The organism is Paracoccus homiensis (genome assembly GCF_900111675.1).
GTDB lineage: Bacteria > Pseudomonadota > Alphaproteobacteria > Rhodobacterales > Rhodobacteraceae > Paracoccus > Paracoccus homiensis.
The window spans coordinates 15,804-30,543 of record NZ_FOHO01000018.1 but is presented as its reverse complement, the minus strand read 5'-3'; the positions used below and the strand labels follow the sequence as shown (position 1 = coordinate 30,543).

Below are 14,740 nucleotides of genomic sequence, written 5' to 3'. Positions count from 1 at the left end.
TGCCGCGCCACGCTACACTGAGCGCGCCGGTCCGTCATCATTTGACGCGCCGCACGGGCGCTGTGCGCATTCATGGAACACCCGCAATCCGCATGTGCGGCAAATGTCCTCGCTCAGGGTTGGAGCCGCCTTTGCGATAGCGGAGGTCTTGTTGGGGTGCAGGTGATTGCGCCCCAACACCTGCATCACGCCCAACCGAACCAGTTGGCGCAACACCCCGGGATAGGTAGCGATAATGCGGAAATCGCCGCCGCGATCGCGAGCCCGCAGGATCTCGGAAATCAGGAGATCCGCGCCGGCCATATCGATCTTTTCCGTCCCCTTGAGCTCCAGAATCAAGTTCGTCTGGTCAGGGCGCTCAGCATCCATCTTACGCAGCGACATCTCGATCGCGTCCCCCGAGGCAAAGAACACCGGCCCATGCATCCGCATCATCCTCAGCTGCGGGCATTGCGGCAGATTGAACCTGTCCGCATTCTTGAAGCAGCGATGACCATCGACATAGGTCGGGGCACCGACCCCTACGAAGGGATGCGCACTGTCGTAGAGAAACAGCACCAGCGAGGCGATAACACCTGCGACGATGGCAAGCTCCAGATGCGTGAGGATGCCGGTCAGGAAGGTTGCGGCAAGGATCGCGGTCTCGGCGCGGCTGCGCAGGATATGACGGATCTCGGCGAAATTGATCAACCTCCAAGCGACATAGAGGATTATGCCCGAGATGGCCGGGACGGGAATGTATTGAACCAGCGGCGCGAGGATTAGCAGAAGGGCCAGCAAGAACGTCGCGGCGAGGATCGCCGCCAAGGGTGTCCGCGCCCCAGATTCGGCGTTGAGGCCGGAGCGTGTGAACGAGCCGGAACCCGCGTAGCACTGAAAGAGCCCTCCGATGGCGTTCGAAAGGCCCTGGCCCACGATCTCTTGGTTTGCGTCAAACTTCTCGCCGCGGCGGACGGCAAAAGACCGCCCGATCGAGATCGCTTCAAGCAGTCCGACAAACGCAATCGTGGCGGCAGCAGGCAACAGATCAATAATCTGGGACGGGCCCACGTCGGGGATCAGGAAACTGGGAAGCACCGCCGGAAGCTCAGAGAACATTGCGACACTTCGGGCCGGTGCGTCCAGGGCCCAGCCCATGGCAGCCCCGGCGGCCAGCGCCACGATATAGGCTGGCATGCGCTTGTCGATGCGTTGGATCGCGAGGATGCAAAGCAACGTCACGGCGGCAATGACGACGGCGGTGGGTTTCGTTCCGCCGATGGCGCTGATCAGGCGAGAAAGGCGCTCGAAGACGCCACCGCCGCCCGCGACCTCGACGCCCAGCGCGCCGCCGAGTTGCGAGACCCCAATTAGGATGGCGGCAGCGGCGGTGAAGCCCACGATCACCGAGTGCGAGATGAAGGCAATCAGCCCTCCCAGCCGCGCCAGTCCGGCGGCCAACTGGATCATTCCGACCATAACGGTGACGGTGAGCGCCATGGCGATGTAGGTCTCGGTCCCTGGCACGGCATAGGTCGAGATCGCGGTGAACATCACCGCCGAGATTGCGGTGGTGGGCCCCGAAACCATGACACTCGAAGAGCCCCAAAACGCCGCAACCGCAGTGGTGATAATCGCGGTGAACAGCCCGTAGTGAGGCGACAACCCGGCGATAATTGCGAAAGCCATGCCCTGCGGCAAGACGATGGCGGCATTGGTCAGTCCCGCGAGTGCATCGGCGCCAAGGGTGGCGCGGTCGACCCGCGCCATCCAGGGCCGACGTAGATAGAGCATCGACAGGCTGTCAGTCACGAGAGTGCTGCCTCTGGTTTGGGATCATGCCAGCTAGCGTGCCTTCATCCGGGCTTGCACCAGAGGCCAAATGGCCAGTACCAGCGTCAGTACGACGAAGAATAGTGAGATCGGCCGCGTCAAAAGTGGTGTCAGGTCGCCATCGTAGAGCATAAGCCCCGAGCGCAGTTGCTTCTCGGCCAATGGCGCGAGGATATATCCCAATACGAAGGGTCCGATCGGGAACCCGCCACGCCGGAACAGAAAGCCCAGTACGCCGAAGACTATCATCACCCAGACGCTCGACATGCTGTTGGACAGCGAATAGACGCCAATCACGCAGCAGACTATGATGGTCGGAAACAGGTACGCCCGCGAAATAGTGGCGATGCGCGCAATCGGCCGCACCCCAGCAAACATCAGCGCTGCCATCATGAAGTTGGCGACCAACGCCGCGGCGATCACGCCATAGGCGATCTCGGGCGAATTGGTGAACAGTAACGGCCCGGGTTGCAGGTTGTGTATCACCAAGGCGCCGATCAGGATCGCGTCGATGACGCTGCCCGGAATGCCCAGCGTGATCAGCGGGATCAGCGCGCCATTGACCGAGGCATTATTCGAGGCCTCTGCCGCGACGACCCAGGCCTCTTCGCCGGTGCCGAAGGTCTCCGGATGTTTTGAAAAGCTCTTGGCGGTGGAATAGGCAACGATGGCTGCAATCGCGCTGCCGACGCCAGGCAGGACGCCGATCCAAGTGCCGATCAGCGAGGACCGCACCACGTTGGAGCCGTGCCTCCTCACGTCGCCGGCCGAGGGCATGAATTCGGTCAACTTGCCGCCCTGCTGCCGGATCGGAACCTCTTTCTTCAGGACATCCTCGATGATCTGGCTGATCACGAAGACCCCGAGCAGAACCGGCAAAAGGGAAAACCCGCCGCTGAAGCCGTCGACACCAAAGGTCAGCCGCATCACGCCAGAGGAGGCATCCGGCCCAACCATCGCCACCGCCATACCGAAGAGCGCGATTAGCAGCCCCTTGACCAGCGTGCCCTCGGCAATCGTCGCGATCAGCACCAGGGCCATCAGAACTAGGGTGAAGAGCTCATAAGGGCCGAATTTCAGGGCAAAATCTGCAAGCGGAGGCGACAGCAGAGCGAGAAACAGCCAGGAGACGATGCCGCCGACAAAGGACGCCACGATTCCCAGCGACAGGGCGCGGCCCGCCCGGCCCTGCTGCGCCATCGGATAGCCATCGAGAACAGTCATCACCGCCGAGGGCGTGCCCGGCATCTTGAGCATTACCGCAGTGATCAGCCCGCCGCTGACTGAGCCTACATATATCGACACTAGAAGCATCAGTGCCAGAACCGAGTCCATGTAGAAGGTGACCGGCAACAGAAGCGCGATCAGCATAGCGCCGCCCAGCCCGGGAATGGCGCCCACGACAATGCCCAAAAGCACGCCGAGAAAGATGAAGAACATCGGCGCCGGGGCGAAGACGTTGATGAAAGCTTCAAGCATGAGACGTTCCTATTCCGGCAGGACCACCGACAGCACGTCGGTGAAAATGTAGGTCAGGGCAAAGCTCAGTACCACGGCGATGGCCGCCACGGCGATCAGCCTGCGTGGCGATCCATCCGACATCGCTGCCCCCAGGGCTGCGAGGAACACCAGCGTTAGCCAGATGAAGGGAATGCCGCCGAATGTCAGAGCCGCGAGGTAGATCAGCGTGATAAGCGAAACAAGCAGTAGCTTGACGAACTGCGGTGCGTCAGTGCCCTCGGCCCGCGGAATGCCGCGTTCGCCAGCGCCCAGCATGTTGCGCCTGCGCTCGGCCGTTTCGGCACCCACCTCGCGCACCAGCGCGGCGAGTCGCACTGCTAGCAGAACGAGCATCAGATAGGCGATGTAGCGCGGCAGGCCGGCCGGGCCCAGCGGGTCAAACATTGGCGCGGGCAGCGCCGCTGCGCCGACCAGCAGGGCAATCCCCGTGGCCAGCAGCAGCAACAGGCAGATCGCCTCACCGCGGCGCTCTTCGATCAAGTATTTCATCACTGTGCTCCTCCCAAGGCGCGGCAGTCTCAGGCCCGACAGGTGGGCAAGGGCGCGCGGTCCTGCAGGTTGATCATCTCGACCACCATGTTCTGAACCAGGCGGGCCTGCTCGGCCGCATGGTCCGGGTGATCCCAGAGGTTTGTCACCTCATCTGGATCGTTTTTGAGGTCGTACATCTCGTTCCAGTCTTCGCCATGCCTCAGGGTAATGCGCCAGTCCTTTTCGACATAGGTGCGGATCCGCTGCGGCCGCTCGAAGGCCGCCATCACCCGCTGGCTGTCCTCTTCGACGATCAAGCCCTGACGGTCGACCGGCTCCAGCACGGTGCTGCCCTGACAGCCGGTGAACGGCTGGATGCCGGCGCGTTCCAGAAAGGTCGGCCCGATGTCGATGGCGCTGCGCAGTGCGCTGTCTGCCTTGGCCTCTGGGCTGCGCGGATCTGCCCAGATGAAGGGGACGCGTATCAGCCCCTGATAGTGCATCAGCAGCTTTAGCATCAGGCCATGGTCGCCCATGTAATCGCCGTGGTCCGAGGTGAAGACCACGATAGTATCCTCAGCAAGTCCCTGCTCCTCCAGCGTCCTGAGCACCCGGCCCACAGCATCGTCGATCATGGTGATCGAACCATAGGTCAGCGCGATGATCTCGCGCGCCTCGCGCTCGGTGACAGCAAAGGGATCCTGACCCACCCGGGCCTCAGGAGCCTCGGCCAGTTGCCGGCGGAGGTTGCGGATTGGCGGGATGTCGCCCTTGCCGAAGGAGGCGGGTAGCTCGATCTCGTCAGGGTCGTACATGTCCCAGTACTTACCCGGCGGTGTGAAGGGATGGTGCGGATCGGGAAAGGACATCATCAAAAAGAACGGATCGTCCTCCTTGGTGCGGGCCTTCAGGAAGTCCTGACATTCGTTTGCAATCCAAGCGGTCGGGTAATGCTCTTCGGGAATCTGCGTCCGCCATGCTTGGGGCGCACAATAGCGGTCATCGTCAATGGCCCCCTCCGGGCCACGCAGCGCCTCGAGTTCGGGGTGGTTATTCTTGAGCCAGACGGCATAATCTCCGGTCACCAGGTCGGCGTGATCGTCGGCGATCTTGACCTCGTCAAAACCATAGAACGGCGTGCGCACCCTATGGGTGGGGTCCCGCTGCCAGCGCAGGGCGCTTTCTTGGTCATAGGCTTCACCGATGCGCTGGCGCTTGACGGCTTCGCGCAACTCTTCGGAGGCCAGTTCCAACCCTGGCTTGTGCTGTCGTTTCGCGGTGGCAGGCAGCCCGGTCATGCCCTGCAGGTGTGACTTACCGATCAGCGCAGTGTCGTAGCCCTTGTTGCGCAACAGCTCGACAAAGGTGGTGTGATCAAGCGACAACGGAATTCCGTTGTGCCGCCCGCCATGCAGGCTGGGCATACGCGAAGTCAGGATACTGGCACGGTTGCACATGCAGATCGGGTTGGCGACGTAGAACCGGTCGAACCGCGTGCCGCGTGCCGCGAGGCTGTCGATGTTGGGCGTCTTCACGACCGTGTTGCCATAACAGCCGAGGTGATCTGCACGGTGCTGATCGGTCACGATGAACAGGAAGTTGGGCGTCTTGGTCATAATCTCTCCTGGCAATGGAAATAAGGTGCGCTGCCCTCTCACTCAGAGAGGGCGCGCCGTCGGACGGCCCGTCGTCCCGAATACCACACCTGCGGATGTCTGCCTGTCGGCTTAGCGGAGCTCGCCTGCGACCGCGGACAGGTCCTCGTAGATTGCGGCCAGATGAGTATCCAGCGCGTGACCAGCGAGGAACTTCGCTTCGTCGCCCTTGGCTTCAACGGCTTTGACAAATGCTGCGTCATTGGTGACCTGCTCGAACACGCCCGCCAGCATCTCAACCACGACCTCCGGAGTGCCCGCAGGCGCATACCAGACGTTGTCCAGGCACGAGATGACGTCATGCCCAAGTTCTTTAGCCGTCGGCACTTCGGGCAGGTCGCGGTGGCGTTCCTCGCCATAGTAAACCACCCCCGCTAGCTTAGGATTACGGGTCACCGGCGTCGGCACCACGACTGCGGTCTGGGTGTGGTTGCCGAGGATGGAAGCGATGCGGTCGGCCCCTCCGCCCGCGTTCACGTAGCCCACTTTCATATCCGCCGCCTTGGCGAACATCGCTGTGGTGAAATGCGCGATACTGCCGACCAGCGTGGCTTCCTTTACGCCACCGGGATCGGCCTTGGCCTGATCGATCCAGTCCTGCGCATTTGCCACGCCGGAGCCTTCGGCGGTCGCGGTCAGCAGGCAGGAGAAGTTGGTCTCGGCTACCGGCACCATGTCGGTGTAACTGAAGTCCAGAGTGCCCATCAGTTCCGACGTCATCATCGTCTGGTGGATGTAGAGCAGGGTATAACCGTCTGCATCGGCAGCCTTGGCCTGCCGCATACCGATGGTCGCCGCGCCGCCCGGTACGTTGACCACCACCATCGGCTGCTCGAGCAGGGCCATTTCCTCAATGCGCTTGATGACCAGTCGGGCCATGACGTCGCCTTGGCCGCCAGCGGCAAATGGGACGATGACCTGGATCGGTTTTTCCGGGAAACCCTGTGCCGCGACAGCTCCGGCGAATGTGTTGGAAAGCGCGAGCGCGACGGCCGTCGTGGTGAAAAGACCCTTGGACATACGATTTCTCCTCCCGAGCGTATGTGTTCTCGACTTCTTCTAAGCGCGCTTCACTTGCCGATCCAATAACATATGCCGAAATTGCATGCCAAAATGGAATGTTTTTCTGGATTGCTTTCTGTGTCCCTGGTGAGCGACAGCAGCGGAAATACGAACCTTTCCACCAAAGGCAGAGATTCCTGAACAGTATCAGCGCCTGATGCTCGGTCGGGTGAGAGGTGGACATGTCGCTCTCAAAGCTGGGTCGGGGACCCGTAGAGGCAGAGCAGGTACGCCGAATATTCGACCGCTTCATCGAGCTTGGGTCCTGCACGGAACTTGCGCGCGAGACGGCAGGACAGGGGGTCCGCACCCGACGTGGCAATCCGATCGACAAGAAAACCATCTATCGCATGCTGAACAACCGCACCTATATGGGCGAGGCGGTCCACAAGGGCAACTGCTATCCTGGCGAACACGACGCGATCATCGACCGCCAGACATGGGACAGGGTTCACACCATTCTGCTGGAGAGCCCGCGCAAGCGCGCTGCCCGCACACGCGCCAATACGCCCGCACTGCTGAAAGGTCTTTTGTTCGGCCCGGACAATGCTCCGTTTTCACCTACTCATACCCGCAAGCAAGGAAAGCTCTATCGATACTACGTCAGCCAGACTGTCCTGAAGCAAGGTGCTGGGTCCTGCACAGTAGGCAGCGTCTCGGCTGGGGAAATCGAGTCGGCAGTGATCAATCAGTTGCGCGCCGTGTTCCGTCAGCCGGAGATCGTTGCAGGAACCTGGAAAACTGCGCAACTGCAGAATGTCGGGCTCTCCGAAGCTGACGCTTTCAAGGCGATCCGTCAGTTTGATGCTCTTTGGGACGAACTGTTTCCCGGCGAGCAGGCTCGAATCGTGTCGCGGCTTGTCGACCGCGTCGAGGTAGGTTTGGACGGGTTGCAGCTCCATCTTCGGGTCGAGGGCATGAGCGGACTGGCCGAAGAGCTGAAAGCCCGTGGGACAGGTCAAGCGGCATCACGCGGATTGGATCCACCGATGAAACCATAACCCTGAACGTACCATTTCGGATCGTCAAGCGAGGCGGCCGGAAGGCAATGGTTTTACCCGACAGCCTGCCCGCGCAGATCGAAGCCCGGCTGCGTGACACGTGCACCATACAAAAAGCACTTGGTCGAGCCTTTCGCTGGAAGAAACTGCTCGAATCCGGCGAATTCGCAACAGTCAGCGATCTTGCTCGGTACGAGGCTATCGCGTCGTCCTACATGACGCGAATTCTACGACTGACACTTCTGGCGCCGGACATCGTTGAGACATTGCTCGAGGGGAACGCCAAGCGACACCCCCCCTTAGCCAGATTGTTGGAGCCTTTCCCGTCCGACTGGCGTGATCAGAGAAAGCACTTCATGATGTCACCCCGTGAACAAGTTTGCGCAAGCCTGCCTTATGGGATCGGCGAAAGCGTCAGATCTTCGGACAGCTCGCGTCGAGCGCGGCAAAATAAGCTTTGATTTCAGCTTTTATGCCGTGCGCTGAACCTATCACCAGCAGGCCCCTGCCCTGTTTGCCAGATCAGCCTGCTAAAATACGCAGTCCTGCCCAGCCGCGAACCGGCGATTTTTGGGTGTGCTGCGACGGAACTAGTAGCACGTGAATGGGAACGCTCGTCTCGCACTTGCGGACAGTGTTAAAACGCTGGTCAGCGTTCGCGACGGCGAACAGCCTCAATAGCCGATCGCCATCGCGCTTTCACAACTGGGACCCGGGGGCTTGCCTCAGGCGATAGCGACCAGTTCGACATCGAAATTCAGGGCTTTGCCGGCCAGCGGGTGATTGGCGTCAAGAAACACCTCGTCATCGGTCACCTCGGCAACCACGACATTAACAGCCTGCCCGTCCTGGGTTTGGACTTGCAGCTGCGTACCCGGTTCCGTCGGGATATGATCAGGGATATTGGCGCGGTCGACGGCCTGCACGCGATCAGCCTGATGCTCTCCATATGCCTCTGCGGGTTCCACGCGCACCGTGCGCTTTTCGCCCACTTCCATGTCTTTCAAGCCGGCCTCGAGGCCCGGGATGATCTGACCCGAGCCGAGCTCGAACGAGAGCGGGTCGCGGCCTTCGGAACTGTCGAAAACCGTGCCGTCATCAAGAGTACCCTTGTAGTGCAGATGCAGTGTGTCGCCCGGTTTCGTCTGTGCCATGTGGCATGTCCTTTCCTAGATTGTCGCTATATCGAGGCCGCGCATCACGCGGATCATTCGATCACTCGCAGCAAAAGCTGGGGATCATGCAACCGGATGTAAACCACTACGAAAAATTATGTGGTCTTGAGCCGTTTCTGATCCGGCGCAAGTCCAGAGCGCGCTGCCAAGCTGGCCGCTGAGCGCCGCGCGCGTTTTATAAGGGGCCTAGAACGCTGTCGGTGAGAAGCCACCAAGGCCAGCGCAGGGCGCTGCCGGAATCCGCATCCCGCAGGAAGATCAGGGCCTGCGTCAGGATCAGCGTAGGCGATGGAGTGGACGCCCCCCGGCGGCATCGATGTGCCATGATGACAGGTGTTGAAGCACCGCTACAGAGAAGAGCGTCCATGGGCGAAGTTAGCATCATCGGCCTTGATTTGGCCAAGAACGTGTTTCAAGCGCATGGTTCCGCAGCGGACGGATCGGTGGTCTTCCGCCGCAAGCTGTCGCGCGCGGAACTGCTGAAGTTCATGGCTGCGCAGCCGCTGTGCGTGGCAGCGATGGAAGCCCGTGCCAGTTCGCATCACCGGGCCGGGCAATCGGCGATCTCGGCCACGAGGTGCGGCTGATACCACCCGCCTACGTGAAGCCGTTCGTAAAGCGCCAGAAGAACGATATGGCGGATGCAGAGGCGATCGCAGAAGCGGCGGCGCGTCCGACGATGCGGTTTCTCGCCGGGAAGAGCGAGAGAGCGGCCCAGAGACAGCGTTGATCTCCGCAGCTCGCGCTGTAGGCCCATATTATCAGTACGGGACTTGAAGAAAGGCACGAGAACGATCAGCATTGAAGCAATGTGGTCAAGGAGTTCACGTTGGCATGCGAGATATCTTGGGCAGAATATCAGCTTCTGTTCGAAACCTACGAGAGCTTTAACCAGCAGGCCCTGACCATCAAGGGCTGGTCCGTGACAATTGGCCTTGCTACGATTGTTGCAATTTATTCACAGATGGTTGGCCGGCTGGGAAAAACGGCCCTGTGGATAGCATCGCTGTCAGTGATCCCGTTTTGGTGGATGGATGCTTACTGGAAGAGCTTTCAGAATGCCTATTTAGGGGCGCTAAAGACACTTGAAGCTGAACCAACCTGTGCCATCACGGACAAGCCCACGCTCTCGTTGATCGGTCTTTGGGAGCAAGAGTATGTCAGTTTGGATTTCGTAGGCCTGCTCTTCGTTCCGAGCGTCGCGCTGCCTCATGCAATCATATTGGCGGTCGGCATCTATCTTGTTCATAGACATCCACCCACGCCTCAATAGTGGCTACGACATCGCGTTAAGACGACGGGCTTTAAGGGTTTATAGAGGCGTTGCCGCGGCGTTATTGCAGAACCAGACCGGTGAAGGATTCACATCGGAAATCCATGCGGTTAGGCGAACACCATGAGCAAGCCGACTTCACAAGGGTCGGTTCATTTTGGGTCTGAACCCCATTCCACTTGAGGTAGCTTAGTACCGGACCTTCACTACACACCGCCAGAGCGCCCGCCGCGGTCCGACCTCCACGCCGCTTTTTCTCTCCGACTGTAGAATGCTGCGCCTGCGCGGTGCGATGGCTTGGATTGGTACCTGTCATGCGGCGGAGTGGCAGCCGCCTCAGCCAAATGAGCCAAGTCAGCGTCAGCGCTCGGCCCGGAGGAACGGAGATCACGATTCGAGGTCGCCTGCCTTTCGCACGGATCACCGTCAACCTGAAGCAGTGCCTTGTTCTTAGCCAATTGCCGTAAACGATCGTTTTGTCACTCTCGGAGAAGCGACAAAAAACATTGAAAAATCTTCAACCACAAACCCTTGGCAAAACTCTGGTTGATTTTGTCATCTTTCTGTCCATCGCTCACAGACTGGACTTTCGTTCGAGACGAAGAAACGGTGAGTACGGGCTCTTGGCGTCGATGCCGGGTCGCGACACTGGCGGCAGCTATGCGGACTTTCCTGCCATTCGCCGCGACGTTTCGATCTGTGCCGCGCTCGCGAGAGGTTTTGGTGGAAGGGTGGAAAGCGGATTTCGCTGCGACGACCACAAGATAGGACCGCAAGTCATATGCTGCCCCACGGCGTATGGATGCCACAGGCCGTTGAGCGCGGCCCGTGGCAGAGATCAGGGCCTGATCAGAGGAACACCTGCGCCACGAGGGCCGAGCCCACGTAGGTGCCGGTCATCACCAACACGGCGACCACGGCGATCTTCCAGCCTGAGGCTTTGGCGATCTCGATCTCGCGCTTGGCGATCGCGATGCCGGCATAAGCAAGGCAGGGCGTGGCCAGCGTCAGGAAATTCACGTGGCTGACCTTGTCGAGGACCCAGGCGCTGCCCGGGGTCCAGGGCATGGTGGCGAGAATGCCGATGGCGGAAATCCAAGCCACCGAAGGCAGCTTGAACGGCATGAACTTGGTCAGCAGCATACCGATCATGCACATCACCCACAGAATGATCAGCCCGACCAGCCCTTGCGGCACGGTGTTATCGGTCGCCACGGTGTTGCCGACAAGTGCAATGGCGCAGACCACTGCCAGCGCTGCGGCATGGGCGCCAAGGCCCAGCCGCGGTTCCTCGTTCAGAGCAATGTCGTCAGTGCGGATGTCATTCATGGTTCAGGCTCCGGCTTTCGAGGGTTCTTTGCGGCCCAGCAGGTCGTAGAGTTTCTCGGTCAACGGCAGCGCCACGAAGACGCAGAGGTAGAGACCGGTTGCATAGGTCAGCACGTTTGACGCGCCGGCCAGCGCAAGGATCTGCTCTTCCATTTCGGGCACTGCGTGTACCAGAGCACCGGAGCAGGCCGCCATCATGCTGCCCGAGCCGATGCCGCAGGCCATGGCCAGCGCCTCGATCGAGAAGGCGCCGCTGGTTGCAAGGATCGACGCAAGGATGGCAAAGATGAACGTGCCGAAAAGCGTCCCGATGACATAGACGCCCATGACGCCGGCGCCCTCTTGGCTTTTCAGACCATACTTGTCGGCGATGATCGCGATATTGGGCTCGCGTGCCACCGAGAAACAGGCACCGATGGATTCGCGGCCCATGCGCAGCACAAGCACGGCGATCGGGAATGCCAGCACGATGGTGCCGAGGTTGCCGAGTTCTTGCAGGATCAATGCCGGACCGGCGGCGACGATCTGCTCCATTGAGGGGCCGATGATCGTGCCGAACTTGGCGATGAAGGGCATGATCGCAATCACGATCAGCGGCGAGGCGGCGTGCACCTGGCGATCCCGGATAAGCGCGCGTGCGCCCGAGATCACGTTGGGGTTGATCAATAGTGCCATGACGAAGGCATAGAGCAGGGGCAACAGCAGGATCGAGCCGATGCCGATAGGCACAGCGATGACGCCGACAAGCTCGGCGATCACGGTGATGACCAACACGCTGCCATGCAGGCGCCAGTCGGTCAGGATGTCTTTGATGGGCATGAGGAACCTCTCTGCTGTGCCCTTCGAGGGGCGTGTTGGCCGGGACCGGGCGCTTACCCGGTCCGCAGCTTCATGAAAAGACGGATCTCGGGATGCGTCAGCCCGGCGCGTAGCCAAAGCCCTGCGCCGGGGTCGCGGCCGTCTCGACCCAGACGGACTTGGTCTGCGTGTAGGCGGCCAGAGCCTCGCGGCCCGACGAGCGACCATAGCCCGAGCGTCCGAAGCCACCGAATGGCGACATGACGTTGATGGTCTTGTAGCTGTTCACCCAGAAGGTGCCCGCCCGGATCTGCGCCGCCATGCGGTGCGCCCGGCCGACGTCCTGCGTCCAGACCGCGCCGGCAAGACCGTAGGGCGTGCTATTGGCCAGCGCGACGGCCTCTTCCTCGGTGTCGAACGGCAGGACCGAAACCACCGGACCGAAGACCTCTTCATTGGCGATGGTCATCTGCGGTGTCACCCTGTCGATCACGGTGGGGGCAAAGAAGAAGCCGCCGCTTTCCGCAAGTGCCTCGGGCTTGCCGCCCCCGCTGGTGATCTCGGCGCCCTGCGCCCTTGCTTCGCGCACCATCTCATCGATCTTCGACCATTGCCGGGCGTTGTTGACCGGTCCGATCTGCGTTGCCGGGTTCATCGGCGCGCCGACGGGGATGTTGCCTGCGGCAAGGCTCAGCTTCTCGACCATCCGGGCATGAACGGATCTGTGCACCAGAAGGCGCGATCCCGCCACGCAGCTTTGCCCACAGGAGGCGAAGATGGCTGCTTGCGCCCCCACCACGGCACGGTCGAGATCAGCATCGCCAAAGACGATATTGGCCGACTTGCCGCCCAGTTCCAGTACCGAGGGAACCAGCCGTTTCGCCGCCGCACCCGCAATCTTGGTTCCCGCCTCGGCGGAGCCAACGAAGACCACCAGCGCCGTTGCCGGATGCTCGATCATCGCCTGGCCGGAGTTCGGACCATCGCCGGCGATGACGTTGACGAGGCCCTTGGGCGCGCCCGCCTTCTCACAAAGGATGCCGACCACGATAGACGACAGCGGCGTCAGCTCGGACGGTTTGATCATCACGCCGTTGCCCGCACAGATCGCCGGGGCCACCTGCCAACAGCAGGTGAACAGCGGCGCGTTCCACGGCGTGATCTGGCTGACCACCCCGAGTGGCTCGTGCCGGGTATAGTTAAGGTGCGTCGAAGGGACAGGGATCACGTCGCCTGTGATCTTGTCGCACCAGCCGGCGTAATATTCGAACATCTCGGCCATGCGCGCTGGTTCACCGGTGGTGTCGCGGATCGGACGGCCCGAGGAAAGGGCTTCCAGCTCCGAAAGGGCGGCGGCATTGGCGCGAAGCTGGCGGCCGATCTCGAACATAACGCGGCCGCGCTCGGAGGCGGTCTTGGCGAACCACTCTCTTTGCGCGCGGGTCGCGGCCTCTGCGGCTTGTGCAACAACCTCGGTGCCGGCGTCCTTGTAGCGGGCAAACACCTTGCCAGTCGCGGGGTCGGTCAGCTCCAGCCCGTGCCCGGTGCCCGGCACCAGTGCGCCGCCGACCCAGGATTGCACCTCGGCCGACCCGGTAAGGGCCTTTAGAAGTTCCGCCACGCGGGCTTCGGTGTCGATGATGTCTTTAGCCATCACTTGCTGTCCTTATAACTCGGGCGATCCGCCGCGGGATCGCCCATGTGCATGAAATCGTCAGCATCCTTCAGGCCCGAGTTTTCTTCGGCCCAGAGCTCCGCCACCAGGTCGGCCACTGGCATGGCGCAACCGACGCTTTGCGCCAGCTCGCGGGCAAGCCGCACATCCTTGCGCATCAGCCCAGTGCTGAATCCGCTGTCGAAGCTGCGCGGCAGCACCCAGTTGGGGTAGTGGATTTCCGAGATTGCGCTGCGCCCGGTGGCCGAGTTGATGACCCGCAGCGCGTCTTCGGCACCCACACCTGCCGCCTCGGCCAGCCGCAGCGCCTCGAGCGTGGTGACCATGTGACTCGCGACCAGCATGTTGTTGACCAGCTTCGCGACGTTACCGGCGCCGCTGGGGCCGACATGCAGGATCTTCGCCGCCATCGCCTCTAGAGCAGGCATCGCCGCGGCGACCCATTTCTCGTCGCCGCCCAGCATCACCGAAAGCTGCCCCGAGGCCGCGCCCGCGGGGCCGCCGCTGACCGGTGCGTCGAGGAAGCCATGTCCCCGTTCGTCAAGCGCTGCGGAAAGTTTGCGGCTAACCTCGGCTTCGGAGGTGGAAGTGTCGATGATGACCCTGGCCCGGGCATTTGCGCCAAGCTGTCCCGCGTCCTGAGCCGCGGCGATGACGTCTAGGACATGCGCCGCAGTAGGAAGCGACAGCACGATCACCTCTGCCGCGGCGAAGACATCCTCGGCGGTTGCCATCGGCGCAATACCCGCCTCGCGGGCACGGTCCTGCGCCGCGGGGGAAGGATCATGGCCTGCGACCTCGAACCCGGCGCGGAGAAGGCTTGACGCCATGCCGAAACCCATGGACCCAAGTCCGATCACCCCGGCCCATCTGCCTGTTTCTGTCGCCATGTGATCTCCTGTACTGTGCGCGGCCAGCCAGTTTCGGCCAGCGTTTTACACAGCTAACCGGAAGATCAGTGTTCACAG

At 61.4% G+C, this 14,740-nt stretch carries 12 protein-coding genes and 2 pseudogenes; 4 read left to right on the top strand and 10 right to left on the bottom strand.

The features are described 5' to 3' along the window. Window positions 1-12 precede the first annotated feature (12 nt). The 5 genes from BMX67_RS16805 to BMX67_RS16785 all read right to left on the bottom strand — a co-directional run bounded on the left by BMX67_RS16805 (window position 13) and on the right by BMX67_RS16785 (window position 6,479). Window positions 13-1,791 (bottom strand): SulP family inorganic anion transporter, encoded by a 1,779-nt coding sequence (locus BMX67_RS16805; RefSeq protein WP_245739502.1) that lies wholly within the window; start codon window positions 1,789-1,791, stop codon window positions 13-15. Between the two features lie 33 nt (window positions 1,792-1,824). Next, window positions 1,825-3,291: a tripartite tricarboxylate transporter permease gene (locus tag BMX67_RS16800; protein WP_090737451.1), complete on the bottom strand. Its 1,467-nt coding sequence runs from the start codon at window positions 3,289-3,291 to the stop codon at window positions 1,825-1,827. Between the two features lie 9 nt (window positions 3,292-3,300). Beyond that, complete coding sequence (locus BMX67_RS16795) at window positions 3,301-3,822, bottom strand: tripartite tricarboxylate transporter TctB family protein (RefSeq protein WP_090737449.1); 522 nt, start codon at window positions 3,820-3,822, stop codon at window positions 3,301-3,303. A gap of 29 nt (window positions 3,823-3,851) precedes the next feature. Then, window positions 3,852-5,420 carry a sulfatase family protein gene (locus BMX67_RS16790; RefSeq protein ID WP_090737447.1) on the bottom strand — a complete coding sequence of 523 codons (1,569 nt, stop codon included), beginning with the start codon at window positions 5,418-5,420 and terminating at the stop codon, window positions 3,852-3,854. 111 nt (window positions 5,421-5,531) lie between these two features. Next, window positions 5,532-6,479: a Bug family tripartite tricarboxylate transporter substrate binding protein gene (locus tag BMX67_RS16785; protein ID WP_090737445.1), complete on the bottom strand. Its 948-nt coding sequence runs from the start codon at window positions 6,477-6,479 to the stop codon at window positions 5,532-5,534. A 260-nt stretch (window positions 6,480-6,739) separates the two neighbouring features. Between BMX67_RS16785 and BMX67_RS16780 the strand changes: the two are divergent. Both BMX67_RS16780 and BMX67_RS16775 read left to right on the top strand, forming a co-directional pair. Further along, window positions 6,740-7,522 (top strand): annotated as a pseudogene (locus BMX67_RS16780) (recombinase family protein); the annotation flags it as partial. Between the two features lie 47 nt (window positions 7,523-7,569). After that, window positions 7,570-7,983 carry a hypothetical protein gene (locus BMX67_RS16775; protein WP_342707928.1) on the top strand — a complete coding sequence of 138 codons (414 nt, stop codon included), beginning with the start codon at window positions 7,570-7,572 and terminating at the stop codon, window positions 7,981-7,983. A 264-nt stretch (window positions 7,984-8,247) separates the two neighbouring features. Here the strand turns inward: BMX67_RS16775 and BMX67_RS16770 are convergent, their stop codons facing one another. Next, on the bottom strand, window positions 8,248-8,676 hold the full coding sequence (locus tag BMX67_RS16770) for an FKBP-type peptidyl-prolyl cis-trans isomerase (RefSeq protein WP_090737440.1): 429 nt from the start codon (window positions 8,674-8,676) through the stop codon (window positions 8,248-8,250). Between the two features lie 386 nt (window positions 8,677-9,062). Here BMX67_RS16770 and BMX67_RS16765 point away from each other — a divergent pair. Next, window positions 9,063-9,418, top strand: a pseudogene (locus BMX67_RS16765) (IS110 family transposase); the annotation flags it as partial. A gap of 90 nt (window positions 9,419-9,508) precedes the next feature. Continuing rightward, a complete protein-coding gene (locus BMX67_RS16760; protein WP_090737438.1) occupies window positions 9,509-9,970 on the top strand; it encodes a hypothetical protein in 462 nt (153 codons plus the stop codon). 849 nt (window positions 9,971-10,819) lie between these two features. On the opposite strand, the gene BMX67_RS16755 is transcribed toward BMX67_RS16760, so the two are convergent. From BMX67_RS16755 to BMX67_RS16740, 4 genes are all read right to left on the bottom strand, one after another. Further along, entirely contained in the window at window positions 10,820-11,299 is a 480-nt protein-coding gene (locus BMX67_RS16755; protein WP_090737436.1) for a hypothetical protein, read from the bottom strand. A 3-nt stretch (window positions 11,300-11,302) separates the two neighbouring features. Further along, window positions 11,303-12,073: a DUF3100 domain-containing protein gene (locus BMX67_RS16750; protein WP_245739503.1), complete on the bottom strand. Its 771-nt coding sequence runs from the start codon at window positions 12,071-12,073 to the stop codon at window positions 11,303-11,305. Window positions 12,074-12,215: 142 nt separating this feature from the next. Continuing rightward, a complete protein-coding gene (locus BMX67_RS16745) occupies window positions 12,216-13,751 on the bottom strand; it encodes an aldehyde dehydrogenase family protein (RefSeq protein WP_090737431.1) in 1,536 nt (511 codons plus the stop codon). Next, the gene (locus tag BMX67_RS16740; RefSeq protein ID WP_090737429.1) at window positions 13,751-14,662 is read right to left on the bottom strand and encodes an NAD(P)-dependent oxidoreductase; all 912 of its coding nucleotides are present in this window, start codon (window positions 14,660-14,662) and stop codon (window positions 13,751-13,753) included. The genes BMX67_RS16745 and BMX67_RS16740 overlap by 1 nt, the downstream gene beginning before the upstream one ends. Window positions 14,663-14,740: the final 78 nt, after the last annotated feature.